The organism is Nocardiopsis synnemataformans (assembly GCF_965343085.1).
In the GTDB taxonomy this organism is placed as follows: domain Bacteria; phylum Actinomycetota; class Actinomycetes; order Streptosporangiales; family Streptosporangiaceae; genus Nocardiopsis; species Nocardiopsis alborubida.
In genome coordinates, this window is the sequence record NZ_CBDRFA010000026.1 from 1 (window position 1) to 23,848 (window position 23,848).

The following is a 23,848-nucleotide window of genomic DNA, read 5'->3' on the forward strand; positions in this document are numbered from 1 at the left end:
CTGAACCAGCGTGTCCAGCCCGCCGGTGATCAGGATGAGGAACTCAAGCTCACAGCCCACCGGCAGCACGACCACAACCTCCACCGCAGGGGCGCGAAAGGTGGTCAGAAGCCAGCGCTCGACGCCGTTCTGGGCGCCCCGCGAGGTGGCCTGCCTTGAGCGGCCAAGCCGGTGCACTGTGCAGCGGCCGCAGCAAGCTTTCCGAGACAGCCCAGCGGTGTGGTGCCGCTGACGCGGCGCCTTGACGTGGGCCAAGGCTGCGGTCGGGCCTACAGCGGGACGCACAGCGCTCACCTTTCGTGGAGACGTGGGCTTAGGCAGGAGAGAGAAGTGGGGTCTGTCCCTCTTCCCCAAGAGGGACAGACCCGGAGCCAGCTCCCCCCAAAGGACTGGCTCCCCTCCGCGCCGCACGAGCGAGTCGGCGCGGGGTCGGTATCCGCCCGGCGGCCACATAGGGCACCGGGCGGCAACTCAGGGAATCGGGCGCACCCGCGCCCGGTCGGTGTTGCGGTCGGCGGCTACCTGGCCCAACAGCCGTCCCCGCAGCTCACCCACCGTGGAGGCTGTGAACTCATCCACCTGCCCGCGTCCGGGCGCGCAGAGCCGTTCGCGTCGCTGTGCCCTGAACGAGGTAGGGCCTTCCTGGCTGGTGTCGTAGGTCAGCGACCAGCCGCGATAGTACTCGCGCAGGCACCGCACGTCGGTGACGGCGCGCACCCGCTCGCGCAGCGAGGGCAGATCCGGACCGACCAGCGTGAGGTCCTCGCCAGGGTGGTGGGCGACTACGGCGCTGCCGTCGTCGGATACATCCAGTCGCCATCCGAGCGCCCAGGTGGGGTGCGCGGTCAGGGTGGGCCAGGACCAGCGCGCCCACACCCCGCAGCGCCCGTCGCTCAGCTTCCCCCAGGCCTGGGTGAGGGCCTGGACCAGGAACAGGCCGCGGCCGTGCTCGGCGTCCGGGGAAACCTCTCGGGGCCGCGGCACGGTGGTAGCGCCGTCGTCGATCACCCGCACGGTCAGCTCGGTGCGCAAACCTTGATGGTGCACCAGGGTCTCCACGCTCACCTCACCGCCTCGCTGACCGCTGCGGGTGTGCGTGATGGCGTTGCTGACCAACTCCGAGAGCACCAGCGTGGCACTGTCGGTCATCGCAGCGGGGACCCTCAGCGCCCGCAGGGTCGCGTCCAACCAGACGCGCGCCTCACCCACCGAAGCACGGTCCCCGGGAAAAGTCTGTCCGTGCGATGCTGCCGGTGCGACCTGGGGAGCGGTGAGCTTGTGCCGGAGGTCGGTTGAGATCGTGGTCGGGGGATTGGTCGGCTCGATACACTGCATGCGTCTCACCTCGTTCGTCGTCGTCCAGGGGTGGGGCATTCGCCCTGGTGGCCGCGCCTTCCCAAGTCCGGCCCCAGGGCTTTTTTGTGCCCGTGTCCCTTTAAGTACGCTTTATCACTGGAGCGAATTTTTCATGCGACTTCGCCAAGTGACGCGTATGACAACCATGACGGTGACATACCAGCAGCTCAAGGCATCTCGCCATACGGGAGGAGAGTTGGAGACATGGCGAAGATCCTCACGACTGAGGTAAAATTCTAGTGAGAAAGTTAATTTTTTGGCATAGCGAAGGTGAAGTACATGGGGCACAGGAGGGCTGATCCAGCGTGGGAGGCCTTCGGTAGGACGCTACGGAGCTTCCGTGAGGAGGCCGGGCTGCGCCAGCGACATGTGTTCGAGCAGCTGTCTGTGTCGAGCGGCTTCTACTCGAACTGGGAGACCGGGGTGAGAGCCCCTTCGGAGAAGGTCATCGCCGACCTTGACCGCCAGGTGAGGGCTGGTGGCCAGGTAATCGCAGCCTGGGAAAGAGCAAAGCGGCAGGTCGCAGCGCCAGCGAGGTTCGTCGAACTTCCTGACCTGGAATCCGCTGCTGTGGAACTCCGTGAGTACCAACCGTTGGTGGTTCCCGGGCTTGTACAGACCAAGGAATATGCGCGGGCGGTGTTCGAGGACATCTTCCCAGGTATGAGCGCGCGCCGGATCGACAGCATGGTCAAGGGCAGGATGGAGCGCCAGCAGCTCCTGGACAAGGATCCACGACCGCTGGCCATCTTCTTGATCACCGAAGGTGTCTTGCACCAGCAACTGGGGGCGCGTGGCATAGACCTACTCCGCGACCAGTGGCAACGACTGATCACTGATGTGGAGACCGGTAAGGTACGGGTGCAGATCATCCCCCGGACCACCGGGCGCCACTACGGCAGTGGAGGGCCTTTCCGGCTGTACACCTTCTCCGACAAGGCCCCCGTGGCCTCAGCGGAGTACATGACCGGGGAGACGGTGATCAACGATCCTGACCGGTACCGAGAGTGCCTGACCTCCTTCGGGTTACTCCAAGGCGAGGCCCACTCCGAAGCGGTCAGCCTCCAACTGCTGAAGGAATTGGACGACGGCGCATGAACAACGAAAACGGGTGGCACAAGGCCAGCTACAGCAGCGGCAGTGGCAGCTGCGTGGAGGTGCACGAAGGTCCCACCACCGGGGTTCGGGACACCCAGAACCGGCACCTGGGCCAGCTGGACGTGCCAGCAGCCGAGTGGACCGCCTGGCTCAAGGCAATCAGTAACCAGTAACACCAAGTGAACCGGCCCCCGCCAGAGCAGTTGGCGGGGGCCGGTTCCATGTCGCCACACGAGGCTACCCGGCATGTGCTTTTGGTCCAAGGCTGCAGGGCGGTGCATCCCATCCCATGGAACCTCTGTGAGCTTTATCTGTCCTACACAGCTAAAGGCCTGTTGCGTTCATCGACCCACAGGTGGGCGTGTCCCGTGGGGTCTATGTCCACGCCGAGCCGGTCCCGGCCGGGGGATCCGGCCGCCTGCCAGGCGGCGCGGGCGGCGGCGATCTCCGCCCACAGGTCCCGGGGCCCGTACCGTTTCGTCTCGAAGGGGGCCCCGGAGGGGGTGTACTCGGCCAGCGCCCAGGAGCCGGAGCCATCGCGGTCGAAGACATAGACCGTGGCCTCCCCTGCCGCCACTGGGTTGGCGTCGATGTCGGCTTCGTAGGAGGCATATCCCAGGCCGGGGACCAGGTGGCCCAGGGCCAGGGTCCATCCGGGGTGGCGGTCGGTCACGACCCGGGGGTTGACCTGGATCAGGCCCTGGCGCACGCCTGGGGCGTCCTCGTCCACGAACGCATTCCGGCCCAACGGCTCGGGCCGGTGAGCGGGGTCGCGCATGAGCATGAATGCGGCGTCGGCGAGCGGACGCCCGTGCCCGCCTCCCGGCGCGTCGACCTCCAGGCGCAGCAGGCAGGCGGAGGCGAACCCGGCGCCGGGCGACCAGGGGGTGACGACCGTCCCGCCGGGGCGCAGCGCGGCCAGCCAGGCCGCGGGCAGGTGGCGCACCGCCACCGTGGACAACAGCAGGTCGTAGTCGCCCGGGGCCGGAGCGGCGCCGTCGCCGATGAGCAGGGTGGGTTTGTAGCCGAGCCGGTCCAGCACGTCGCGGGCCTGCTCGGCGACGCCGGGGTCGATCTCGATCGAGGTGACCGCGTCGGCCCCGAACCGCTCGCACAGCAGGGCGGTGTTGTAGCCCGTTCCGGTGCCGATCTCCAGGATGCGCATCCCGTCGCGGGCGTGCAGGGCTTGGAGCATAGCCACCACGAGGGAGGGCTGGGACAGCGAGCTGCTGGGGGTGCGCCCGCGCCCGTCGGCGCCGGTGGGGTGGCCGTCGTCGATCTGGGTGATGAGGGAGACGTCCTCGCCGATCCACCGCTGCACGGTGGCGTGTGCGCGGGGCAGGGGCGCGAACCAGCCGTCGCTGTCGGCGGCCCACACGGTGTCGGGCACGAACGCGGTGCGGTCCACGGCCAGGACCGCGCGCTGCCAGGCAGGGTCGGTGAGCGCGCCCTTGGCGGTCAGGGCGCGGGACAGGGCCGCGCCGGGGCTCACGTGCCGCCCTGCCCGTCCTGGGACGGGGTCGGGAAGCCCTCGCTCCCGTGTTTGGTGCCCTGCTGGCCGTCGGAGTCGCTGCCGCGCCCGGTGTCGGAGGGTTTGTCCTGGTTGCCGTGGGTGCCCATGGGTCATGCCTCACTGCTCGGGGGACAGGGTGTCTCCTGGACGGTAGCCCGAGGCGGACGGGTTGTCACGTGCGTGGCTGGACCTGGCCCAACCAGGCCAGCGCCGGAGGAAGGTGCCGACGCGGCGGGGGCGGATGGCCAGGAGGGCACGCACGTCCGCAGTTACCTCCCCTAGGCACAGCGGTTGTCCGGCTCGTCGGCCGGGAACAGCTACGGGTTATAGGGGTTCGTGGTGTCAGAAGCCGATATGAGCAAAAAGTGGGCCCTTATGCGGGCGAGGTTACCTCGTCTTATCCGAGTACCCTCCTGAGCTGAGCCAACATCGGGAATATCCTAAGACTGTGTGATCCGTCCACGTGTGTTGGCGCTATGTGGCAGTCTCAGACCTATGAGCGCGCACACCACACCCCCTACGCACTCCGACCCCGAGTACGTCTCGGTGCGCCTGGTAGGCGGCCCCGCCTGTCTGGCGGGCACGACCCTGGAGGGCGTCTACGCCGCCCAGGACCTGGCCCAGCCCCTGGAGGACCTGGGCGCGATGCTGGTCGTGCCGGACGGGCGCGACCTTCCCGAGCGCGACGGGAACGAGGACACCAACCCCCGCGCCTGCTACGGTCCGCTGCCCCCACCCGGTGGGTACAGCGGGTACGTAACGCCCGACGGGCTCGACCCGGCCGTCTGGCATTTCACCGGCTTCATTCCGTCCGGGCCCCACGATCCGTCTCCGGCCTGGTACCAGCGCGAGGACTTGGTGCGCACCGCCGCGGCGGCCGAGGGCGTGCTCAACGGTCGCGACGACGACGCCTTCGCCGGCGCGGCGGCCGCGCAGGCGTGGCTGGACGAACACCACGGCGAGGTCGTGGAGGCCATCGGCCAGGCCTACCGCCACGACGACCCCGCCCAGTCGCTGCGTCTGGCCCAGGCTCTGGACACGCGTTTGCCGCACGGCCCGCACGCGGACCAGGTGGTGGAGGTGGCTCACCTGGGGCTGACCGCTGCCCGCGCTCTGGGTGAGGACACCGCGGTCTATGACCGGCTGCTGGTGCTCTCCACCGCGCACCGGCGCCGCGGCGAGCACGACCAGGCCGTGGAGCACGGCCGCGAGGCGGTGCGGGTCGCCGCCCGGGTGGGGGGCGAGCACGCCGTCCGGGCCGCCTACCACCTGGGGGCGGCGCTGGCGTGGGCCGGGGAGCATGAGGAGGCGCTGGTCCAGTACGGGGTGGTGTTGGCTGAGCACGACGGCACCGGCAGCGCGCTGGAGGTCGCGGCGACCAACGGCCGCGCCTGGAGCCTGTCCCAGGCGGGCCGAGTCGAGGAGGCGCTGTCGCCGGCGCGGCGCGCGGTGGAGCTCGCCGAGCGCCTGGGCGAGGACAATGCACTCGCGGCGGCCTGCGACACCCTGGGTGAGGTGCATGCCGCGCGCGGGGAGCGCCCGGAGGCGCTGGCCGCCTACCGGCGGGCGCTGGAGATCTACCAGGAGATGGGGTACGAGCTGCGGATCGACCAGGTACGGGAGAGCATCCGCGTTCTGGAGGCTCGCTCGCAGGAGTGAAGGTCCCGTCCCTCGCGGCCCGCTCGGCTCCACGCCGGGCGGGCCGCGGTGTTGGTGCGCGCAGCGCAGGCCCTGGAGGCAGCGTTGGGGGGAGGTGGCGGGTCGGCCCCTGCTCATGGAGGGGAGCAGGGACCGGCCCCTGAGGCCCGTCACCGGTCAGCGCGAGATCTTCCGGCTCGCGCTCCCCGTCATCCAGCCGAGCCTCTCACCGGGGTTCCATTATTCCCTAAACCAGGAATACGGATGCCCGAAACTGGGAAATTCCTTCCGGCCTGACCCACGCTTTTGCTTACCCGTCTGCGCGCGTTTCAAAGCTCCAGAACGTCACGAGAACAGCGTGAGCCCTTTTCTGAACGTTCTCGAACACCGCCGAACAGTACTGGTCGGTAAGGTGCCACCGAGGCGACAAACAGCACGAAGGTGACTTGCGGCAGCAGCACCGCCAGAGGCGGACATACCTCCAGCAAGACCGTAGTCCTCTGGCCCCCCGTGAGGTAATTTTCCCCCATCGGCCTTTCAGCCGTATCCCTGCCCGTACCTGCTCGCGCGTGGCATCTTCCATTTCTCGTCACCCTCGCGTGCTTCGGGGCCCGGTGCGGCCATCCAGCCGAATCTGAAAGCCACTCACGAAAGTTCCTTCATGACCGCTCACTTTGTCATCGACACGGCGACGGGGCGCATCGTGCTCATGTGCACCGTGATCGCCCTGGCCCTCTTCCTGCACCGGCAGGGCTACGACGTGGCCACCGCCCTGCTCCTGGCCGCGGCCGCGCTCGGTATCGCCGGCCAGGTTGCCCGCCGTGCCCTGCCCCGGGACACGCGATGGTCGCCCAACCCCACCACCACCGCGCACGCGGCGACATCCGCTTCATGATCCAGCCCGGCGCCCACCCCCAGAACATCCGGGTGGACGATGACGGCCGACTCTGGGGGGAAGTCCCGGTGGTGCCTTTCCGGGAGGTCAACCTGGATCCCGTTCTCTTGAACACGGGTGTGCGCTCCACCCGCGCGGCGGCCCGGGCCGCCCCGGCCCCTCGGGAGCCCGAATCGCACGCGCCCGACGATGTTCCTGGCTACCAGCTCAGGCCCGACCCTCTGGGGGCCCGCACCGTCGAGGAGTTCGTGGAGATGATGCGCCGCTACCGGCGCTGGGCCGGATCCCCCTCCTACCGGGTGATGGCACGTCGGGTGGGCACCTGCTCGGCCGCGGGGTTTTGTGAGGCGCTCTCCCGCGGCCGCGACAAACTCCCGTCGTTCACCCTGCTCAACGCATTCATAGTCTCGTTGGGAGGGGACCAGGAGTACTTCCGGCGTTGGGTGACGGCCTGGCGGTCCCTGGACGGGCGCGTGGCCGGTGAGCCCCTCATGATCGCTCTTCCCTCAGCGGAGGGGACGACCTGACGCGGCGGCCCGCCCGGCGTGGAGCCGGGCGGGCCCCGGGGCCGTCTTCCATCCCCTGACGAAGACGGCGCTGGGTTCCGCACCCGGACGGGATGGGCCGAGTCCGGGCACGGAGGTTTACAGCTGCATGGGGGAGGTCGGCGCTCCCTTTCGCAGGTAGGTCTGGACGAGGTCGGCGAGCCCGAGCGGGTAAACCGGTTCGGCGCTGACCGCGATGTCGGCCGAATGCCACCAGCGCCGGGCCTGAATGTTGTCGGTCTGCGTCCCGGTGGCGATGTCGGCCGACGCTGCGTTCACACGGGTGAGGTAGTAGGTCTCGACCTGGCGGCGTTGGGTGGTACCGACCTGGTGGTCCTTGGTCCGGCGGGCCAGCGGCGGGCTCAGGGCGATGCCGTCGAGTCCGAGTTCTTCGGCGACCTCGCGCCGGGCGGCGGCCTCCTCGCTCTCTCCTTCCTCCAAGGCGCCGCCGGGAGTGGCCCAGAAGACGCGGCCGTGGTCGTCGATGCGCAGCAGCAGGACGCGGTCGGCCTCGTCCAAGACGATGACGCGGGCGGCCCGTCGCAGCTCAGGAGTGGTGGTCATGGTGTTCATCCTCTCGCGTGGGGACCTTCTGCACGAGGTAGTTGCCGATACAGAGCGCGTCCAAGTCGCTGGCTTGGAACGTGGCCAGCGCGTGCGCGGGGGTCTCCACGATCGGCTCTTGGGTGTTGAAGCTGGTGGAGAGCACCAGCGGCACGCCGGTGATGCGGCCGAACTCGGCCAGCACCGTGGCGAACAGCGGCTCGTGTGCGGAGTCCACGGTTTGGGCGCGGGCGCTGCCGTCCAGGTGCGCCACCGCGGGTACCTGCCCGATCCGGGCGGGACGCAGGTGGGGTGCGCCGAGCATGAACGGTGACAGCCGCGAGGGTTCACCCCGCGTGGTGAACCAGTCGTCGGCCTGGTCGGCGGGGAAGAAGGGCCGGAAGGGTTCGCGGTGTTTGATGCGGGCGGTGAGGTCTTCTCGGCTGGCGGGGGTGCGCGGGTCGGCGAGGATACACCGGTGGCCGAGCGCGCGCGGCCCGAGTTCGGCGCCGCCCTGGTGCCAGCCGATCAGGCGCCCGTGGGCGAGCAGCTGGGCGGCGACGCGGGCGATGTCGCTCTCACGCTGCCAGGAGAACGTGGTCCGGCGGCGCTCCATCAGCCCGGAGGCGGGTTCGCGGCGCAGCGCCATCTTGATCTCGGCGTCGCTGTAGGTGCGGCCGAAGGAGTCGGCGGCCAGCGGGAGGCGGGGCACCTGGCCGGTGGCGTGGTGCCACACGGCTAGGGCGTTGCCCAGCGCTTGGCCTCGGTCGGAGGCCGGGGCCAGCACGAACAGCTCACGCACCTCGGGCGTGTGGCGCACGGCCTCGTTGGCCACACAGTTCAGGGCCACGCCTCCGGCGACCGCCCGGGGGCGTTCGCATGGGGATGGCGCAAGGCCGGTTACAGCGAGCGCTCCTCAGGGTGCATCGAAGTGGGCGCGGTCGGCGCCGAGCGAGCAGTGCGCGATACCCAAAACCGTGAGCTTGGAGGTCTCGCATTCGACCGCACGGAGTGGACGGCCTGGTTGGCATCAGTGATCCGGTAGAGGTCTCATACGCCAGTGGCCCGGGACAGGCAGGTTGCCCCGGGCCACTGGCGTTCCTCTGGACGGTAGAACGTGGCGGGCCCCCGGCGGGCCGGTGCGCCGAGGGCCGGGCGCCCCGGAGACGATGGCGCCAGGGAAGGGCCCGCTCCAGGAGGAGAGCGGGCCAGTGGCTCACCGGGTGCGGCCAGGGCGGGCGGCCGCGAGGGCGCGCACGTCCGCAACCACCTCCCGCAGGTCCAGCGCCCGCCCCTCCAGCTCGGCGAGCCCGGCGTGGACGTTGACCAAGTGCCGCTCGGGCGCGACCGGCCAGGCGCCCAGGCGTCCGTCCGCCATCGCCTGGCCTACCGCGATCTGCGGCGGGGCGCCGGTGCGGCGGGCCTGGATGCACACGCCCTCCAGCACGCGCAGGTAACTCAGGCGGGCGCGCAGAGCGCGCTCGATGCAGTTGGCACTGCGGATGAGGGTGCCGTGGGCGCCCACCACCGTCCGGGGCTGGTGGTCCAGCGCCCATTCCAGCGCCGCCGCGGCCTGGGTGGGGGTCAGCGCGCTCAGCTCCGGCACCAGCGGCGCGAGCAGGTCCCCGGCGATCAGGATGCGGTCGGCGGCGTCCCACACGATGCCCTGCTCGGGGGCGATGGCGTGCAGGGTTACATCGGGCAGCCCGATCAGCGGCGTGTGGTGGGTGCGGGCCCGGCACTGCCGGTCCTGCGGGCGCGCGGGCGCGGGCGGCGGCGCATCCGACGCCTGCATCTGGCGGGGGTAGAGGAGCTCCACGCGCTGGGGCACGCGCTCGGAGAGGCCGTGGTCCCAGCGCAGCCACACCACCCGGGCCACGCGCAGCCCCGGCGCGCTCGTGTACAGCTCGCTGAGCAGCTCTTCGGCGGCGTCCAGGGTCAGCCCGTGGTCGACCAGGGTCAGCTGCGCGTGACGGTCCACCAGCAGGCTCGCGCCGGGGCTCGCGGTCCACCGGGTGGTCCACACCCGCGGGCTGAGTCGAGACAGGGTCGGCGCGTTGGGGCTGTGGGTGTGGTGGGTGCGGGTGAGCGTGGCGTCGGCGAGCATCCTGTTCCTACCTCCGGTCTGTGACGGCCTGGGTGGCCGCCCGGACGGTGGAGGAGAGTGGGCCGGGCGGCCATCTCCAGGTCACCACGGCTTGTGGCCGCCCGGTAGCTGTCAGCGGCGCACAGTGTGCGCCGCTGACCTCTTGACAGAATGCGGAGCAGCCTCTACTCGTCCAGGTCGTCGAGATTGGCGGCGCCGTGGCACATGCCCGCCAGGTCGAAGGCGGTGCGCACCACGGGCCGCGCGTCTCCGGCGCGGATACCGACGCCGATCTTGACCCGGCGCCCCTGGAGCGGAACCCACGCGGTGCCAGGGGTGCGCATGGAGGGGGCGGCCATCATGGTGTGCAGGCCCGGGCGGCCGGAGACCTCCACCGCGCCAGCCACCCGCCAGGGGGTGTCCACGACGATGTCGCGGGGCGCCTCGGCCACCGGGGTGTCGTCCATCCATTTCGCGTGCCGGCGGTCCCCGGCGGGCGCGTACAGCCAGGGGCCTTGCACTTCGGTGGGCGCGAGCCGGTCGGCGTCGGCGTAGTCGCTCCAGGCCGGAACGACCACGGCCCGGTCCCATTCACCGGTCACCCGCGTCTCCCAGCCCAGTTCGCGTTCCTCGTCCCCGAGCAGTTGACCGAAGACCAAGTCGGCGCCTCCGGCGATGGGGTCACCAATGGTGAGGGCGGTCACCGGCATCTCCACCAGGCGCACCGACGGGTAGCGGTGGCGGACCTCTTCGAGGATGGCTCCGCCGTGCGGGCCCAGGGCGGCGCCCAGGACCGCGACGTGGACGGTGTCGGTGCCGGGGTCATCAGGATGGTCGGGCAGGGAGTCCCACAGGGCGCGGACCTCGGCGCCCCAGCGGGCGTACCGCTTTCCCAGCGGGGTGAGTGTGGTGGTGCGCGATCCTCGGTTCACGAGGAGGCCTCCAATATGGTTTTCCAGTCTGGTGAGGCGTCGGGCAGCTGCCGCAGGGCTCAGGGGCATGCTGCGTGCGGCGGCCGCGATGCTGCCCAGGTCCCGGATGCCCTGGATGAGGGCGATGTCGGTGGGGTCGGTGGACAGAGGCATGGACACAGGCGCTTCCCTTCGGTGGGTGAAGCGGCACCGTACGATCCCGCCCGCCCATAGCAGGGGAAAGCGCCAGTAAAGGGTCTACCCAGAATAGGTGGACCTGTCCCAAGCTGCGTCGGGGCCTGGGACCGGTCGCAGGTATGTCTTGTGTTGGGTGGGTCTGTACTCGGTAATGGTCGCTCGTCCAGGACGTGGAAAGTGATGGTGGCTCCACGGACACACTGCTCGACGGAGAAGTTCGACGGTTGCGCCTATGTGTCGCTCGTGACAGCGGGTTCCAAGGCGTAGCCCGGCAACGGGTTGCTCAGGGCACACGCCTTCCTTCTCACCGTAAGCAGTGGGCGCCGCGGCCAGACGCTCCTCGCTGGAAGTAGGGGATCGTCGGCAAGTTTGGCCAGTTGGCTGAGCGGGTGCAAGGAGGCCCGGGGATTGGCCAGGAGGCGTTGCTTTGGTGGTCAAAATTTGACCGGAGTTGTCTAGCGAACAGAGCTTCTAACTTCTAGAGCAGGCTTACAGCGTCAGATGGGAACGGTAGGTGGAGGCTGCCTGCGGACTGTGTTCCTCTAGCCTGCTGGCATAGGCGCTGGCCTGGTCCAGGAAGAGCGGAATGCGTTGGGATGGGTCCAGTTTTCGCACCGCATCCGTCGCGGTAACAGCAGAGGCGTCCACATCTCCGGTCAGGAGCTGGAAGGTGGCTCGCTCCAGGCGCAACACGGCTAGGTCCAACGGGGCGTCTTGGTGCAGTTCGATCGCCTGGTCCTGCACATCCCAGGCCGAAGGATCACCTGTATGGCTGAGTACCGACGCGGAGTAGGCCACCATCTGCTTCTCCGGGAAGCCGAAGAATCCGTCGTCGATCGGGGCGCTCTGGTGAATGTCACAGGCGGCATGGAGCGCTTCTGCCGCAGCCTCCTTGTCGCCTTCGAACGCATGTGCCCGTGCCTGCAACCCCACAAGCTGCGCCAAGGCACAGCCCCCCTCATCTCCGATGCTCTCGCGGGCCTTGACCGATATGCGGACGGTCTCAGCCGGTCGGTGCGCGTAGTAGGCGTCCATCGCGCTGGCCATCGCCGACCAGGTGCGCATCACAGCGTCATCAGCCAACTCGGCGTACCCCGTGGCTGTGCGCAACCACCCCTGGGCCTCGGTGCTGTTGTCCAGGTCGGTGTGCAACGCTCCGGTGAGCCCGCACAGGCGGGAGGTGATCATCTGGAGGTCGCGTTGATGGGGAAACCTCTTCGCGAGCTGGCTGACCTCGGCCAGATCGGGAGTGAGGGCCTCGATCAGGTTCGCCGGTTTCGTGGTTCCGTAGGAGGAGACATGTCCCTCGACCACTGCGGACCAGTGCTGGATGTCGGAGGTCGGGAGCACTCGTCGCAGGGGTGCATCCAGGATCTGTCGGATGTCGGCCAAAGGCACCACGGCGGCGGTGGATGCGGCGGTGGTCAGGAATTGTCGACGGTGCACGTCGTCTCCCTCAGGGTTGGCGAGTGGGTGAAAACCGGACACGTTGGCACCCAGACGTCCCGGGGTGACGCCGTAGACCGTCGCTAGCAACGAACGGTAGTAGGCGCTGACCGTCCCTCCCGAACTCTCCCAACGTGAAATTTGGTGGGGGCTGGGCGCTGGGGCGCAGGGGTCGGCGGTGGCCTCGGCAGCCTGCTGTATCTCGCAAGCCAGATCGAGCTGGCTCCAACCCATTGACAGGCGCCAGGCCATGAGCACGGTTGGTGTGCGCGCTTGTTCGTGGATTCGCTGAACGAGGTACGCGCGAGACCACTGACCGTCTTCAGCCTCTTGCCGCAGGCGGGCGGCGATCTTCGCGCGGGCGTGGGGGGTCACCCCCTGACGGTAATCCGTTCCGACCCCGGAGAAAAGACAAGAGGACTTACCACGTGGTGGTAAGTCCTCTTGTCGCGCCATGGCAATTGTGAACGCTACCCCCCGCTGCGCAGAATCGGCTGAGCCCAGGACGCTGTGTAAGCCCCTCTGCACAGTCAGACTTCACCGCCGGGCCCGATTGGTGGACCACCCCTTCACAGGACGTCCCGCCGCACGGGACCTGGTCTTGCTCGCTCGGGTGACCTACCGCCTCACGTGTACCCCTTGGACGCTGGAGGGCATCATGACCCAGGAAACAGTCGATCGTGCGCAACCATCGGTGGAGGGCCGACGGTACGGCTTGCGTAGCCGTGAGCACCAGGTGCGACACGGCCTCTCCCACAGTCTGGACATGGCCCCTCCTGCGCTGTGGAGGCTGACGGCCGACCACGGCAAGCGCACCAGGTACGGCAACGACCCCTACCTTCGGGAGAGTTGGGCGTCACTGCGCGCCCAGGTGGGAACTGATCAGGCCTATTGTCTGGCGACGACGACGGCCCTGGTGTGGGTACGTCCGGACTGCTTCGCCTCGGGCGGCGCGAGCGCGGTGCTCAGCCGAATCGGTCGAGCAGGGTTCGAAGTCTTGGCCTCGACGCCTGCCTCCTTAGACCGGGCCGGTGTACGCGGGCTGTGGTGGTCGGAGTTGGACCGGGCCACGGCCGAACGGTTGCTGCTGCTGGACGCGGTGGTCGCTCTCGGGCCGGGCATGCTGGTCTGGCTCCACCATCCCGGTAACGAGCCCACCCGCATCATGAACCAGCTCAAGGGCCCCAACACCGTCCGTGGGCGTAGCGATGATCAACTCAGGTCTGTGGCCCAGAGCCCCAACCGCCTGCTGACGATGGTGCACGCCTCCGACGACCCCGCAGACGTGGTCCGCGAACTGGGGCTCTTCCTGCCCTGGACACAACGTGTCCAGATCATCGGTCAGGCCTGGCGGCGTCTGCTCGCCCAACGGTGGTGCCAAGACTGGCCCGAGCAGATGCGCCGTATCCAGGAGTGCTACCCCATCCCTGTGCCGGCCACCGAAGGCCAGACCGTCACCTTCGGGGTCGACCGGCACGGTGGCCTGAAGCGCATGCTCAACGACATCCAGAACGTCGAAGCAACCCCTCGGTGGGCAGCGGTCCGCGCCTGGTCCGCGCGGGTACCGCTGCTCACCGAGGCGGCACAGCGGGAGGAAAGCCGGTGACCTGTCCCGTTGGGTTCCTAGGACGTGGACAGGGACCGGGCCAACTTGATCCAGTCCTGCACCAGGGTGTGGGCGGCACCGGAGTCCACGGCCGCCGAAACGGTCTCCATGGCCTCAGCGAAGGCCGTGTCCAACCCGTGTGGCCACCCGCGGTGGGCGGCCAGGGCTCCGGCGGCGTTGGCCAGGACCGCGTCACGGATCGGCCCGCGTTCTGCCTCCACGACCCGGTGCACCACGCTGGCGTTGAAGGTGGCGTCCCCTCCGCACAGGGCGTCGGGACCACAGCGGGGCAGCCCGTGCTCGGCCGTGTCGAGCAGGGTGCGCTCCACCCGACCGTCGGCAACGGTCCACACCTGGGTGGGTGCTGCGGTGGTGATCTCGTCCAACCCGTCCTGGCCACGCACCACCAGCGCGGTGGACCCCCGTTCGGCCAGCACCTGGGCCAGGACCGGCGCCAGATCGGTGTTGGAGCAGCCCACCAACGAGGTGTGCGGGGCGGCGGGGTTGGTGAGCGGCGCCAGGTAGTTGATGGCCGTGGGCACCCCCAGTTTCCTGCGCACCGGGGCAGCGTGGCGCAGACCCTGATGAAAGACCGGAGCGAAGGTGAAACCGATACCGACCTCCTCGACACAGCGGGCGACCTGGGCAGGGTTCAGGTCCAAGGGGATGCCCAGCGCTTCGAGGACATCGGCGGAGCCCGCTCGGGAGGAGACCGATCGGCCGCCGTGCTTGACCACGCGGGTACCGGTCGCGGCGAGCACGATCGCGGCCATGGTGGACACATTCACGGTGTGGGCGCCGTCGCCGCCGGTGCCGACGATGTCGACCACGGTGGACCCGTCCACCGGCAGGGGCACCACACGTGCCATGAGGGCACCGAGCAGACCCGCCATCTCAGAGGCCGACTCGCCCTTGGCGCGCAGAGCGATGAGAAACCCGGCCAGCTCGGCGGGGTCGGCGGCGTTGTCCATGACCTGGCCCATCGCCCATCGGGTGTCGGTCTCGGTCAGGTCTTGGCCGCACAACAGCGCGGCCAACAGCTCTCGCCAGGATCGAGTAGTCACGAGAATCTCCTAGGGGCGTGCCGGGATGCACTCAGCACAGTAGCCACCTCACCCCCGCTCCACGGCCGGTTCGGGAGCAGTCGATGAGAGCACAGCACATCGACCGCGGTTGGGCGTACACGGTGGCGCGCCAACACCTGCACCCCGGGGAGATCAAGGGCGATGGCGGCCACGTCTTCGTGATCGGTGGTTCCCAGGCCTACGGGTCCTCGCCCTACCTGGCGGCGTTGGGAGCCCTGCGCGCGGGCACCCATTCAGCGCGGGTACTGGCACCGCATGTGCCCGCGGCTGCCACCATCGGACTCCAGGTCCACCTGCAGCGCGCCGCGGGCGTCGAACTCGACGGCTCCGACGTGGCCGCGCTGGTGCGGGCCACCACGGCGCTGCACACCCGCATGCAGCACACCGGGGCCCACGGTCACCTGGTGTGGCTGATCGGACCCGGGCTGGGCGGCAACCCCCGTGCGTCGGTGGTGGTGGACGCGCTCGCCCGAGTGCGCACGGCCGCGCCTGTACAGGTGGTCATCGACGGCAACCTGGGCGAGGGGGTAACGGGGAGAGACCGTTTGTGTGCCCTGGCCCCCGAGGTGGTGCTGCTCAACCGTGCCGAGGCCATCGCCTTGACCGGCCATCGCGCAGGACCTCGCGCTCGCCCGAGCCTGGAACAGCTCGTCGCGCTGGCCGACGACTTGAACGCCGTGGTGGTCGCCAAGGGTGACCCCGACCAGATCGTGGGCGCATGCGGCGAGCACTGGCAGGTCCATGACGGACACCCCTCGCTGGCCAAACACTCCACCGGTGATGTCCTGGCCGGCCTGGTCGCTGGCCTGGTAGCCCACACCGTCCCTGCCTCCGAGGCCGCGGCCCTGGGGTGCCACCTGCTGGGGCGCGCCGGTGAACAGCTCACCGCACACACCGGGCCCGGATGGTTGCCCCACGAACTCGTCGACGCCCTGGCCGGACCGGTGCGCGACCTGTGGTCGCCCCAGGCCACCGACCCGCTCACACAGATGAGGATGTCATGAACACCACCACGTCGGACACCGCACTGCGCACCTTGTGCGAACAGGCCCGCACCCACACCGAGCACGGGGAACGCCACCACACCCTGGCACCGCAGGTATGGCAGGCCCTGCGCGCCAGCCCACTGCCACTGGCCGCCGTCCCCGCCGACTACGGCGGCCACCAGTGGGAGGTTCCCCGCATCCTGGAGGCGGTGCACCAGGTCGCTTCGGCCGACCCGGCGGCCGGATGGGCCGCGGCCATCCACGCCCCGGCCGGGGCGTTCCTGGCCCGGGTGGGGCCCCAGGTGGCGCGTCAGGTGTGTCCGGCCCTGCCGGGCACCGTAGTGATCGCCGGCGGATCGGCACCGATGGGGCAGGCCCTCCCCGCCGGACCGGGCAAGGTGACGCTGTCGGGGACGTGGCCACTGGTCACCGGTGCCGACCACATGGATCTGGCCGCCATGGCCGCCCGGGTCCACACCGATACGCCCACGGTCCGCTGGTTCCTGATCGACGCCGCACAGGCCACCGTGCACCACGACTGGGACGCGTTGGGTCTGCGCGGCAGCGCTTCGTGCTCGGTGACGGTCGACACCACCGTGGAGACCGCGCACAGCCTCGACCTGACCGAACCCGCAGTGGTCGAGGACGCCCTGTACCGCTTCCCCCTCTACGGGCTGCTGGCCGCGTGCATCGCCCAGGTCAGCCACGCCACCGCCCACCGCGCCCTCGCGCTGTTCCGAGACATCGCCGACCACACCCACACCCGGCACGCGCGCGGCGCCTTGGCCGACCAGGCGCACCCGCAACAGATCTACGCCCACGCCCACGCCGCCCTGGACGCCGCCCACACCCTGGTGCAGGCGGCCGTCTCCCACGCCTGGGGCCAGGCCCGCACCGCAACGGTCGACGGTCAGGTCCGCGCACGGGTGCGGGCAGCGTGCTGTCACATGGCGGCCACCGCCCGGCAGGTGTGCCAGGAACTGTTCGACGCCGCGGGCAGCAGCGCCGTACACCGCTCCACCGGCCTGGAACGGTGTTGGCGCGACAGCCTGGTCGCCTCCCGCCATGCCCTGGTCGCCTCCCGGGGGCGCCAACTCGCCGGCGCGGCCCTCCTGGGCCGCCCTGCGGCCCCGGAGCTGTGATGGACACGCTCCTGCACCGGTTCCTGGCCCATCCCGGATCGGCTACCGCCGTGACCGACCTGCAGCGGCGACCGTGGTCCTTCGACGCCGTTCTGGGGGCGGCCGTGCATCTGGCTGAGCAGCTCTTCGAGCACGGAGTCAGGCCCGGACACCTCGTGCTCGTGTCCACCCCGGGCGGTCCCGGCTTCCACATCGCCGACCTGGCGGTGCTGCTGGCCGGAGCTGTCCCCGCGGTCGTACCCGAACTGCTGCCCGCCCACGTCTGGACCGTGCTGGAGACGGTGCGCCCCCGGCTGATCCTGACCGAACAACCCCTGTCCGCGTCCCTGACCCGGGCGGCGGCCGACCGCGCCGTCACCGTCCACTCCTGGCAGGCCACTCCCGCAGCCGCGGTGGCACCCTCGCAGGTGCGCGACCGGGCCCACGCACGCGCGGCCGAACTCACACATCCGGCCGCCGCGGTGGTGTTCACCTCCGGCACCACCGGTGCCCCCCGCGCGGTGGTGCTCACCCACCAGGGGCTCCTGGACGGTATGGGCGCCTGGAACCGGCACTGGCCTCGCTCGGCCAGGCGCCCGCGCAACACGGTGAGCTACCTGCCCGTCTCCCACGTGGCCCAGCGCATCATGGGCCACTACCTGATGTGCCTGTACGGCACCCTCGTGCACACCTCCACCCCGCACAGACTCGGCGGCGATCTGATCCACCACCGCCCTCAGGCGCTCCTGGGCGTGCCCCACGTATGGGCCCGCCTGGCCCGCGCCGCCCAGGGCACCCCCGGAGGCGCGTTGCGCCGTGCGCTGGGCTCTATCGACTTGGCCGTCAACGGGGCCGCCGCCCTGGACCCGTCCCTAGCCCGGGCTCTGGCTCGGGTGGGGCTACGTGTGGCCGGAGCCTACGGTTCCACCGAGACGACCGTGCCCGCCTTCCACCAACCTCGCGCCGGCCGACCCGGACTCGGCGTGCCGGTCGGGGTGCGTTGGCGCATCGACCACTCGGAGCTGGTGATCGACTCTCCCCACCTGGCGGCGGGCTACGTCACACGCTGGCCCCACACCCGGCCGGTCGTCGCGGACGACCAGTGGTGGCACACCGGCGACGGTGCCCACCTCCACCGAGGCCAGCCGTACCTGGACGGACGTGTGGCCAGCACGTTCAAGACCGCTCGCGGGCGCTGGGTCAGCCCCGAACCCGTCGAGGCCTACCTGGCCACGTTGCCCCACGTCGAACAGGCCTGCTTGATCGGTGAAGGGCTGCCGCACACGGTGGCCCTGGTCTCGGCACCCCAAACCGGCCCGTGGGACACCCGACGCCGCCAGGCCCTGGCCGAGGACCTCACCGAGGCCGTGGCGGCCCAACAGCGGCGCGGTGCCCTGCCCTGGTGCGACCTGCACCAGGTGCTGGTGCTCTGCGACATCTGGGACGAAGCCAGCGGGCTGGCCACCAGCACGGGCAAACCCCGCCGCGGCCCCCTGCGCGCACACTACGCCGACCTGCTCCGACAAGCCGCACCCCTGGGAGCCCCGTCATGAACCAGACCACCGCCCCCACCCGCCCGGTGCTCGTCATCGATATGGGTGGAGTTGTCTTCGACTACTCCTTCCACCGCGCCGTGCGGGCCTGGGCCGAGGCCGCAGACGCCGACCCCGTCTCCCTCGTGCAGAGGTGGCGTATCGACGAGGAGTTCGACGCCTTCGAGCGCGGCCAACTCAACCCCGCCGACTATCTCGACCACCTGCGTCACCTCCTGGACGTGGACCTGTCCGACACCGACCTGACCCGAGGCTGGAACGCCATCTACGGCCCCGGCAACACCGCCCTGGTTGACCTCCTGGCCACCGTCAAGCCCCAGGTGCGGGCGCTGGTCGGAGTCTCCAACACCAACACCCTGCACGCCCAGGAGTGGAAGCGCCGCTACAGCGACCTGCTCATGGTGTTCGACCACATCGTGTGCTCCCACGAGATCGGCACCACCAAACCCCAACCGGCCTTCTTCGACCACATCGCCGCCCACCACCACGTCGGCCGACACGAACTGACACTGGTCGACGACATCGCCGTGGTGGTCCACAGCGCCCGCGATCTCGGCCTGAGCGCACATCACTACAGCACCGTGCCCCACCTGGCCCGATTCCTCGACACCCTCTAGAAAGCACACCTGTGAACCCGGTTTTGATCACCGGCGCCGCCGGCTTCATCGGCGGCGCACTCACTGACCTGCTGCGCCGGCGCGGCACCACTGTCCACCCCGTGGACGACCTGTCCGTGCCCAGCCTGTCGTCCCCACCCGCCGGGCTGGACCGGCGCGACGTGCGCGCCCTGCACTCCCAAGACCTGGAGGGCATCGACACCATCGTCCACCTGGCCGCCCGCAAGTCCGTCCCCGCCAGCTTCACCGACCCCGGTGCCCTGACGCACAACCTCTCCGTCGATCACCACCTGCTGCGTACCTTCGCCGCCTCCACCGCCCGGCGGCTGGTGATGGCTTCCACCTGTGAGGTCTACGGCGACCGGCCCGGCCCGCTGGCCGAGTCCTACCGATGCGCGCCCCGCTCGCCGTACGCGACCGGCAAGGCCGCCAGCGAGTTCCTGGCTTGCGTGTACCGACCCCTGCTGCGCGCCGACCAACAGATCGGCGTCGTCCGGTTCTTCAACATCTTCGGCCCCGCCGAAGGCGCCGACGCGGTCGTCCCCGCCTTCCTGGACGCCGCCGACAACAACGTCGACCTCACGATCGAGGGTGAGGGTTTCCAAGCACGGGATCTGACCTACATCGACGACGCCCTGCTGATGCTCCAGCGGATCCTGGACAAGCCCGCCCTGCTGCCTGTGGTCAACCTCGGCTCCGGCCGCCCCACGACCGTGAGCCAGCTCGCCCGAACAGTTCTGGAACTGGTCGGCCGAGGCAACATCACCTACGGCCCCGCCCGCCCCAACGAGATCCGTTCCTTCACCGCCGACACGCGCCTGTTCACCGACACCTACGGGTCCATCCCCCACCGCGCCTGGGAACAGGCGCTGGCCCAGACCTGGCGTGAACGCTCCCGGCTACGAGAACTGGCCAGCCTGCCCGCGTAACACACCCGCCTCGGGCGGCCTCCGGGCGAGGCCGCCCCTAGGGGAGGTTCCACCATGTCCGATCTGTTCGCCTGGGGCCCGCTGGCCTTGGGCACCTTCGAATTCGGCTCCACCCTGAACACCGCGGCCACCCATGCCCTGCTCGATGCGTTCGCCGAACGGGGCGGTCAACTCCTGGACACCGCCCCCACCTACGGGGGAGCGCACGCCGAAACCCTGATCGGCGACTGGGCCCGACGCAGCGGCGCACCGGTGCGCATCGTGACCAAGGCCGGACTGGACCCGGCCCGTCTCGACCGCGCGGTACTGGACGCCGACCACCTCGCCGCTTCGGCCGAGCGCTCCGCACACCGACTGGGCCGCCCGGCGGACGTACTGGTCCTGCACCGGGACGACCCAGCCGTCCCGGTCGCCGAAGTCGCCCACACCCTGCACCACATCACCCGGACCGGCACGGCGGTGCGGGTAGGGGCCTCCAACTGGAGCACACCGCGGCTGCGTGCCTGGATCGCCTACGCGCGCGCACACGACCTGACGATCCCGGTGTGCACCCAGCCCTTGTGGAGCCTGGCACGCCGCACACGCCCCGTTCGCGAGCCGTGGCTGGTCGAGGCCGACGACGACCACCTGCACCTGGCCATCGAACAGAACCTGGCCGTACTGCCCTACCGTGTGCTGGCCGCGGGATTCCTGGCCACCCACCACAGCGGCCGCCATGACGCCCACACCCACGCCACCTACCGCACCGACGCCAACACCGCACGGCTGCACCGCCTACGCGAGGTCGCCGCCGACCTGTGCACCACTTCCACCGTGGCCGCGATCAGCTACCTGCGTGCGGCCACCGCCGCCGCGGTGATTCCCATCATGGGAGCGCGCACCCCGGCGCAGGTGCGCGAGGCGTGGCAGGTCGCAAACGTGCACCTGTCGGCCGCCGCACTCGCGTACCTGGCCGGGTGAAAGGGTGATGAGGCAACAGCCGTCGGCGCCCGCTCCTCCGGGGCAGGTGGGGTCAGTCCATCAGGCGCGCGAACCGGTGCGGGACCAACCCGGTGGAGTTGATGGGGTAGGGGAAGTACCAGGTGGCCCGTCGGCAGAAGTCGCGCAGGTCATGACCCAGTTCGTCGAGTTTGCCCGTCACCCGCAGCGGCTCACCGAAGTCGAAGAGCACCTCGGCCCCCAACCGGGGGCGGGTGGGGAGGATCCCGACCATGCTGGTCAGGGCGCGCTGCTGGGACACGCTCCAGGCCCGGCCCTGGCCCTCGTCGATGTTCCATCCCCTCTCGGTGCGCTCCACCACCATCCCCTTGAAGCGCAAACGCTCCACCCAGGCGTGCACCAGGTCCTCCACCGCCTGCGCACGCGCGTCCGGGGCCAGACTCTGGGCGGTCAGCGCGCGCTTGACCCTCGCGGGTACCCCTGCGGCCAACACCTGGGAGGGAAGCGAGGAAGTCACGGTGGCGGTCGCCGCCACCACCGTGCCCGCGCCCACACGCACCCCCGGCAGCACGGTGGAGCGAAAACCCAACCACACCCCGTCGCCGATCTCGACCCCCGCGAAGGTCGCCGCGTGGCCCTCCCGGACCGGGTGCCCCGAATGGTAACCGTGTGTCCAGAGCGCCACCTGGGGACTGATTCCCACGTCCGAGCCGATCCTGACCGGCTGGGTGGGATTGATGAGCACATCCGGGGCGATCTGGCACCGATCCCCGATCGACACCAGCGACTCCTCTTCCATGCTCGCCCCGGCACCCACCTGCAACCGGGGGCCGAGGTAGGTGCCCGCGCCCACCACCAACTCCCGGCACACCACCTGCGCGTGAGCGTCCAACCGTGTGCCCTCGCCCAGGCGGAACACGTCGGCGGCCAACACCTGCGAGCCCGCGCCCACGGACGCACCCGCGCCCAGGTGCACCCGGGCCGACCGCAGGTCACATCCGGGGCCCACCACCGCTCCGTCCTCCACGACCAACTCATCGGCCACGATCACCGCCGTGGGATCGATCCGCGCCTGCTCGCTGATGCTTGAACGCGACGCGCGCACCTGGGCCTTGACGTCTTCCACGACACCTTCCTCAACCTTCCAAGGACACGGCACCACACCTGGTAGGCCGCGTCGACCCACATCCGAAGGGACAACCCATGACCAGTTCAGAACGCGTCCTGGCCGTGGCCGCGCATGCCGACGACGAGATCATCGGCGCGGGCGGCACCCTGGCCATGCACGCCGCCGCCGGCCATGCGCTGTGCATCCTGATCCTCAGCAGCACCGCCACCAGCCGCCCCGGCGCCGACCACACCCGGGTGGGCCGCCACCGCGCCGAATGCGCCCGCAAGGTCGCCGACCTGTACGGCGCCGAGTTGCACCTGGGGACGCTGCCCGACAACCGGTTCGACACCGTCGAGCGGTTGAGCATCGTCCAGCAGATCGAGGAGGTCGTCGGACAGTGGCGGCCCACCCGGGTCTACTCGCACTCCACGGCCGATCTGAGCATGGACCACCAGATCACGGCGCACTGCACCGCGACGGCCACCCGCCCCTTGCCCGGGGCGAGCGTGCGGACCCTGCTGGCGTGGGAGATCCGCTCGGCCACCGAGTGGGCCGCCACGCCCTTTGCGCCGACCTGGTTCCAACCACTCTCCCCGGCCGCCCAGCACCTCAAGGAGCAGGCGCTGCACATCTACGACTCGGAGATGCGGCCCTGGCCCCACCCCCGTTCCCACCAGGGCATCCATGTGCACGCCCAGGCGCGCGGTACCCAGATCGGCCACGAGGCGGCAGAGGCGTTCACCCTTGTACGACATGTTCAGCCACAGGAGGAGTGAACCACGCCGTGGTGCGGCCGCTGAGCGCCAGTTCGATCCGCTCTCGGACTCGGCTGCGCATGTGCGGCAGCCCGTCCGGAGCGAACCAAGCGACCTGGAGCGACTCGTCATCAGCGGCGTAGGCCTCTTGAGCGTCGTCCGCCGGGCGGCACCGAAACGTCAACTCCAGGTACTGGGCGCGATCCCCGTGAGGATGCCGTACCGGCGGGGAGACCGTGACGCTGACCAGGCACTCCGGCACCACCTCGACCCCGGTCTCCTCTCGGACCTCCCGCACGACCCCCGCCGCTGGTTGTTCCCCTGGATCGAGAATGCCACTGAGCAGAGACCATTCCCGGGTATCAGATCGCATCTGCAAAAGGACATGGTTGCGCTGGTCGACAACCACAGCGTTGACCCCAGGAAGCCACAACAGGTGATCGGGCCCTACTTTTTCGCGTAGATCTGAAATGAATTTTGGCGTCATGGGACAATCTTACATGCACTGAGTAGGCAAACCAAAATAGAAACCTCGAGCACCTCCTGGCCCTCTGGCTTGTCCTCCAGCCTTTAGTGGAACGGTGGGGGAGTTGGCTGATTCCAGCCGCTATCATGTACCTACAGAGTGGGTGGTATATCGCAATCGCATCACACTCCCGGGCCAAGAGATAGCTGATGACGGTTAACGGGAGAGCCAAGACCAGCGCCACCGGCGTGGCATCGGCTCCTGGCGGACCTTTTCCAGCACGTGGGGAAGTTGCTCATGTCCTCGCTCGCTGAGTGCATACCGTGCGCGTCGATGACCCCCGGGCGTAGTGGGATCCTCCAATATGCGTTCCAACCATCCCTGGCTACGGGCTCGGGCGATTGCTACGTAGAGTGCGCCTGTCCCCAGGCCGGTCCTTTTCATTAGCTCG

The 23,848-nt window shown here is 69.6% G+C and carries 26 protein-coding genes and 1 pseudogene; 14 read left to right on the plus strand and 13 right to left on the minus strand.

Annotated elements, in window-relative coordinates; all coding sequences use genetic code 11:
• Both ACSIH6_RS16525 and ACSIH6_RS16530 read right to left on the minus strand, forming a co-directional pair.
• On the minus strand, window positions 1–255 hold a 255-nt coding region (locus ACSIH6_RS16525), incomplete at its 3' end, for a hypothetical protein (RefSeq protein ID WP_435109190.1).
• 216 nt (window positions 256–471) lie between these two features.
• A complete protein-coding gene (locus ACSIH6_RS16530) occupies window positions 472–1,374 on the minus strand; it encodes an ATP-binding protein (RefSeq protein ID WP_435109191.1) in 903 nt (300 codons plus the stop codon).
• A gap of 261 nt (window positions 1,375–1,635) precedes the next feature.
• Here ACSIH6_RS16530 and ACSIH6_RS16535 point away from each other — a divergent pair, with 261 nt between their 5' ends.
• Together ACSIH6_RS16535 and ACSIH6_RS16540 are read left to right on the plus strand one after the other, a co-directional pair.
• Entirely contained in the window at window positions 1,636–2,454 is an 819-nt protein-coding gene (locus ACSIH6_RS16535; protein WP_435109266.1) for a helix-turn-helix domain-containing protein, read from the plus strand.
• The gene (locus tag ACSIH6_RS16540; RefSeq protein WP_435109192.1) at window positions 2,451–2,627 is read left to right on the plus strand and encodes a DUF397 domain-containing protein; all 177 of its coding nucleotides are present in this window, start codon (window positions 2,451–2,453) and stop codon (window positions 2,625–2,627) included. The genes ACSIH6_RS16535 and ACSIH6_RS16540 overlap by 4 nt, the downstream gene beginning before the upstream one ends.
• A gap of 143 nt (window positions 2,628–2,770) precedes the next feature.
• On the opposite strand, the gene ACSIH6_RS16545 is transcribed toward ACSIH6_RS16540, so the two are convergent.
• The gene (locus ACSIH6_RS16545; RefSeq protein WP_435109193.1) at window positions 2,771–3,946 is read right to left on the minus strand and encodes a methyltransferase domain-containing protein; all 1,176 of its coding nucleotides are present in this window, start codon (window positions 3,944–3,946) and stop codon (window positions 2,771–2,773) included.
• A complete protein-coding gene (locus ACSIH6_RS16550; RefSeq protein WP_435109194.1) occupies window positions 3,943–4,074 on the minus strand; it encodes a hypothetical protein in 132 nt (43 codons plus the stop codon). Before ACSIH6_RS16550 ends, ACSIH6_RS16545 begins: the two co-directional genes overlap by 4 nt.
• A gap of 388 nt (window positions 4,075–4,462) precedes the next feature.
• Between ACSIH6_RS16550 and ACSIH6_RS16555 the strand changes: the two genes are divergently transcribed.
• From ACSIH6_RS16555 to ACSIH6_RS16565, 3 genes are all read left to right on the plus strand, one after another.
• Window positions 4,463–5,626, plus strand: coding sequence for a tetratricopeptide repeat protein (locus ACSIH6_RS16555; RefSeq protein ID WP_435109195.1), 1,164 nt, complete (start codon window positions 4,463–4,465; stop codon window positions 5,624–5,626).
• A 640-nt stretch (window positions 5,627–6,266) separates the two neighbouring features.
• Entirely contained in the window at window positions 6,267–6,500 is a 234-nt protein-coding gene (locus tag ACSIH6_RS16560) for a hypothetical protein (RefSeq protein ID WP_435109196.1), read from the plus strand.
• Window positions 6,449–7,027 (plus strand): hypothetical protein, encoded by a 579-nt coding sequence (locus ACSIH6_RS16565; RefSeq protein WP_435109197.1) that lies wholly within the window; start codon window positions 6,449–6,451, stop codon window positions 7,025–7,027. Before ACSIH6_RS16560 ends, ACSIH6_RS16565 begins: the two co-directional genes overlap by 52 nt.
• Window positions 7,028–7,144: 117 nt before the next feature.
• Here the strand turns inward: ACSIH6_RS16565 and ACSIH6_RS16570 are convergent, their stop codons facing one another.
• The 3 genes and pseudogenes from ACSIH6_RS16570 to ACSIH6_RS16580 all read right to left on the minus strand — a co-directional run.
• Window positions 7,145–7,609 (minus strand): NUDIX domain-containing protein, encoded by a 465-nt coding sequence (locus ACSIH6_RS16570; RefSeq protein ID WP_435109198.1) that lies wholly within the window; start codon window positions 7,607–7,609, stop codon window positions 7,145–7,147.
• On the minus strand, window positions 7,593–8,237 hold the full coding sequence (locus ACSIH6_RS16575; protein WP_435109267.1) for a carbamoyltransferase C-terminal domain-containing protein: 645 nt from the start codon (window positions 8,235–8,237) through the stop codon (window positions 7,593–7,595). The genes ACSIH6_RS16570 and ACSIH6_RS16575 overlap by 17 nt, the downstream gene beginning before the upstream one ends.
• A 102-nt stretch (window positions 8,238–8,339) precedes the next feature.
• Window positions 8,340–8,441: pseudogene (locus ACSIH6_RS16580) on the minus strand (hypothetical protein); the annotation flags it as partial.
• Here ACSIH6_RS16580 and ACSIH6_RS16585 point away from each other — a divergent pair.
• Window positions 8,400–8,633: a DUF397 domain-containing protein gene (locus ACSIH6_RS16585; protein WP_435109199.1), complete on the plus strand. Its 234-nt coding sequence runs from the start codon at window positions 8,400–8,402 to the stop codon at window positions 8,631–8,633. The pseudogene ACSIH6_RS16580 and the gene ACSIH6_RS16585 overlap by 42 nt on opposite strands.
• A gap of 171 nt (window positions 8,634–8,804) precedes the next feature.
• On the opposite strand, the gene ACSIH6_RS16590 is transcribed toward ACSIH6_RS16585, so the two are convergent.
• The 3 genes from ACSIH6_RS16590 to ACSIH6_RS16600 form a co-directional block, all read right to left on the minus strand.
• Window positions 8,805–9,695 (minus strand): MBL fold metallo-hydrolase, encoded by an 891-nt coding sequence (locus ACSIH6_RS16590; RefSeq protein WP_435109200.1) that lies wholly within the window; start codon window positions 9,693–9,695, stop codon window positions 8,805–8,807.
• Window positions 9,696–9,859: 164 nt separating this feature from the next.
• Window positions 9,860–10,759: a LysR family transcriptional regulator gene (locus ACSIH6_RS16595; protein ID WP_435109201.1), complete on the minus strand. Its 900-nt coding sequence runs from the start codon at window positions 10,757–10,759 to the stop codon at window positions 9,860–9,862.
• Window positions 10,760–11,272: 513 nt separating this feature from the next.
• Window positions 11,273–12,604 (minus strand): NsdA family TPR-like regulatory protein, encoded by a 1,332-nt coding sequence (locus tag ACSIH6_RS16600; protein WP_435109202.1) that lies wholly within the window; start codon window positions 12,602–12,604, stop codon window positions 11,273–11,275.
• Between the two features lie 391 nt (window positions 12,605–12,995).
• Between ACSIH6_RS16600 and ACSIH6_RS16605 the strand changes: the two genes are divergently transcribed.
• On the plus strand, window positions 12,996–13,835 hold the full coding sequence (locus ACSIH6_RS16605) for a nucleoside-diphosphate kinase (protein WP_435109203.1): 840 nt from the start codon (window positions 12,996–12,998) through the stop codon (window positions 13,833–13,835).
• A 17-nt stretch (window positions 13,836–13,852) separates the two neighbouring features.
• On the opposite strand, the gene trpD is transcribed toward ACSIH6_RS16605, so the two are convergent.
• A complete protein-coding gene (gene trpD / locus ACSIH6_RS16610; RefSeq protein WP_435109204.1) occupies window positions 13,853–14,899 on the minus strand; it encodes an anthranilate phosphoribosyltransferase in 1,047 nt (348 codons plus the stop codon).
• 83 nt (window positions 14,900–14,982) lie between these two features.
• Here trpD and ACSIH6_RS16615 point away from each other — a divergent pair, with 83 nt between their 5' ends.
• From ACSIH6_RS16615 to ACSIH6_RS16640, 6 genes are read left to right on the plus strand one after another with little or no spacing between them, the layout of a single operon-like run.
• Window positions 14,983–15,924: an ADP-dependent NAD(P)H-hydrate dehydratase gene (locus tag ACSIH6_RS16615; RefSeq protein WP_435109205.1), complete on the plus strand. Its 942-nt coding sequence runs from the start codon at window positions 14,983–14,985 to the stop codon at window positions 15,922–15,924.
• Window positions 15,921–17,048: an acyl-CoA dehydrogenase family protein gene (locus tag ACSIH6_RS16620; protein WP_435109206.1), complete on the plus strand. Its 1,128-nt coding sequence runs from the start codon at window positions 15,921–15,923 to the stop codon at window positions 17,046–17,048. Before ACSIH6_RS16615 ends, ACSIH6_RS16620 begins: the two co-directional genes overlap by 4 nt.
• Window positions 17,048–18,580 carry an AMP-binding protein gene (locus tag ACSIH6_RS16625; RefSeq protein WP_435109207.1) on the plus strand — a complete coding sequence of 511 codons (1,533 nt, stop codon included), beginning with the start codon at window positions 17,048–17,050 and terminating at the stop codon, window positions 18,578–18,580. Before ACSIH6_RS16620 ends, ACSIH6_RS16625 begins: the two co-directional genes overlap by 1 nt.
• Complete coding sequence (locus tag ACSIH6_RS16630) at window positions 18,577–19,197, plus strand: HAD family hydrolase (RefSeq protein ID WP_435109208.1); 621 nt, start codon at window positions 18,577–18,579, stop codon at window positions 19,195–19,197. The genes ACSIH6_RS16625 and ACSIH6_RS16630 overlap by 4 nt, the downstream gene beginning before the upstream one ends.
• Window positions 19,198–19,208: 11 nt before the next feature.
• Complete coding sequence (locus ACSIH6_RS16635; protein WP_435109209.1) at window positions 19,209–20,126, plus strand: NAD-dependent epimerase/dehydratase family protein; 918 nt, start codon at window positions 19,209–19,211, stop codon at window positions 20,124–20,126.
• A 54-nt stretch (window positions 20,127–20,180) separates the two neighbouring features.
• Complete coding sequence (locus tag ACSIH6_RS16640; RefSeq protein ID WP_435109210.1) at window positions 20,181–21,086, plus strand: aldo/keto reductase; 906 nt, start codon at window positions 20,181–20,183, stop codon at window positions 21,084–21,086.
• A 52-nt stretch (window positions 21,087–21,138) separates the two neighbouring features.
• Here ACSIH6_RS16640 and ACSIH6_RS16645 read toward each other — a convergent pair whose 3' ends face one another.
• Window positions 21,139–22,191: an acyltransferase gene (locus ACSIH6_RS16645; protein ID WP_435109211.1), complete on the minus strand. Its 1,053-nt coding sequence runs from the start codon at window positions 22,189–22,191 to the stop codon at window positions 21,139–21,141.
• A 77-nt stretch (window positions 22,192–22,268) separates the two neighbouring features.
• Here ACSIH6_RS16645 and ACSIH6_RS16650 point away from each other — a divergent pair, with 77 nt between their 5' ends.
• Entirely contained in the window at window positions 22,269–22,952 is a 684-nt protein-coding gene (locus ACSIH6_RS16650) for a PIG-L deacetylase family protein (protein WP_435109212.1), read from the plus strand.
• On the opposite strand, the gene ACSIH6_RS16655 is transcribed toward ACSIH6_RS16650, so the two are convergent.
• The gene (locus tag ACSIH6_RS16655) at window positions 22,915–23,418 is read right to left on the minus strand and encodes an NUDIX hydrolase (protein ID WP_435109213.1); all 504 of its coding nucleotides are present in this window, start codon (window positions 23,416–23,418) and stop codon (window positions 22,915–22,917) included. The genes ACSIH6_RS16650 and ACSIH6_RS16655 overlap by 38 nt on opposite strands.
• Window positions 23,419–23,848: the final 430 nt, after the last annotated feature.

Bases quoted from the DNA above. Each gene is read 5' to 3' on its own strand.
- ACSIH6_RS16560 (WP_435109196.1), top strand. From the start codon at position 6,267: ATGACCGCTCACTTTGTCATCGACACGGCGACGGGGCGCATCGTGCTC.
- ACSIH6_RS16590 (WP_435109200.1), bottom strand. From the start codon at position 9,695: ATGCTCGCCGACGCCACGCTCACCCGCACCCACCACACCCACAGCCCC.
- ACSIH6_RS16650 (WP_435109212.1), top strand. From the start codon at position 22,269: ATGACCAGTTCAGAACGCGTCCTGGCCGTGGCCGCGCATGCCGACGAC.
- ACSIH6_RS16655 (WP_435109213.1), bottom strand. From the start codon at position 23,418: ATGACGCCAAAATTCATTTCAGATCTACGCGAAAAAGTAGGGCCCGAT.
- ACSIH6_RS16540 (WP_435109192.1), top strand. From the start codon at position 2,451: ATGAACAACGAAAACGGGTGGCACAAGGCCAGCTACAGCAGCGGCAGT.
- ACSIH6_RS16530 (WP_435109191.1), bottom strand. From the start codon at position 1,374: ATGCCCCACCCCTGGACGACGACGAACGAGGTGAGACGCATGCAGTGT.
- ACSIH6_RS16640 (WP_435109210.1), top strand. From the start codon at position 20,181: ATGTCCGATCTGTTCGCCTGGGGCCCGCTGGCCTTGGGCACCTTCGAA.
- ACSIH6_RS16620 (WP_435109206.1), top strand. From the start codon at position 15,921: ATGAACACCACCACGTCGGACACCGCACTGCGCACCTTGTGCGAACAG.
- ACSIH6_RS16550 (WP_435109194.1), bottom strand. From the start codon at position 4,074: ATGGGCACCCACGGCAACCAGGACAAACCCTCCGACACCGGGCGCGGC.
- ACSIH6_RS16630 (WP_435109208.1), top strand. From the start codon at position 18,577: ATGAACCAGACCACCGCCCCCACCCGCCCGGTGCTCGTCATCGATATG.
- ACSIH6_RS16605 (WP_435109203.1), top strand. From the start codon at position 12,996: ATGGCCCCTCCTGCGCTGTGGAGGCTGACGGCCGACCACGGCAAGCGC.
- ACSIH6_RS16565 (WP_435109197.1), top strand. From the start codon at position 6,449: ATGGTCGCCCAACCCCACCACCACCGCGCACGCGGCGACATCCGCTTC.
- ACSIH6_RS16595 (WP_435109201.1), bottom strand. From the start codon at position 10,759: ATGCCTCTGTCCACCGACCCCACCGACATCGCCCTCATCCAGGGCATC.
- ACSIH6_RS16615 (WP_435109205.1), top strand. From the start codon at position 14,983: ATGAGAGCACAGCACATCGACCGCGGTTGGGCGTACACGGTGGCGCGC.
- ACSIH6_RS16575 (WP_435109267.1), bottom strand. From the start codon at position 8,237: ATGGCGCTGCGCCGCGAACCCGCCTCCGGGCTGATGGAGCGCCGCCGG.
- ACSIH6_RS16625 (WP_435109207.1), top strand. From the start codon at position 17,048: ATGGACACGCTCCTGCACCGGTTCCTGGCCCATCCCGGATCGGCTACC.
- ACSIH6_RS16570 (WP_435109198.1), bottom strand. From the start codon at position 7,609: ATGACCACCACTCCTGAGCTGCGACGGGCCGCCCGCGTCATCGTCTTG.
- ACSIH6_RS16535 (WP_435109266.1), top strand. From the start codon at position 1,636: ATGGGGCACAGGAGGGCTGATCCAGCGTGGGAGGCCTTCGGTAGGACG.
- ACSIH6_RS16555 (WP_435109195.1), top strand. From the start codon at position 4,463: ATGAGCGCGCACACCACACCCCCTACGCACTCCGACCCCGAGTACGTC.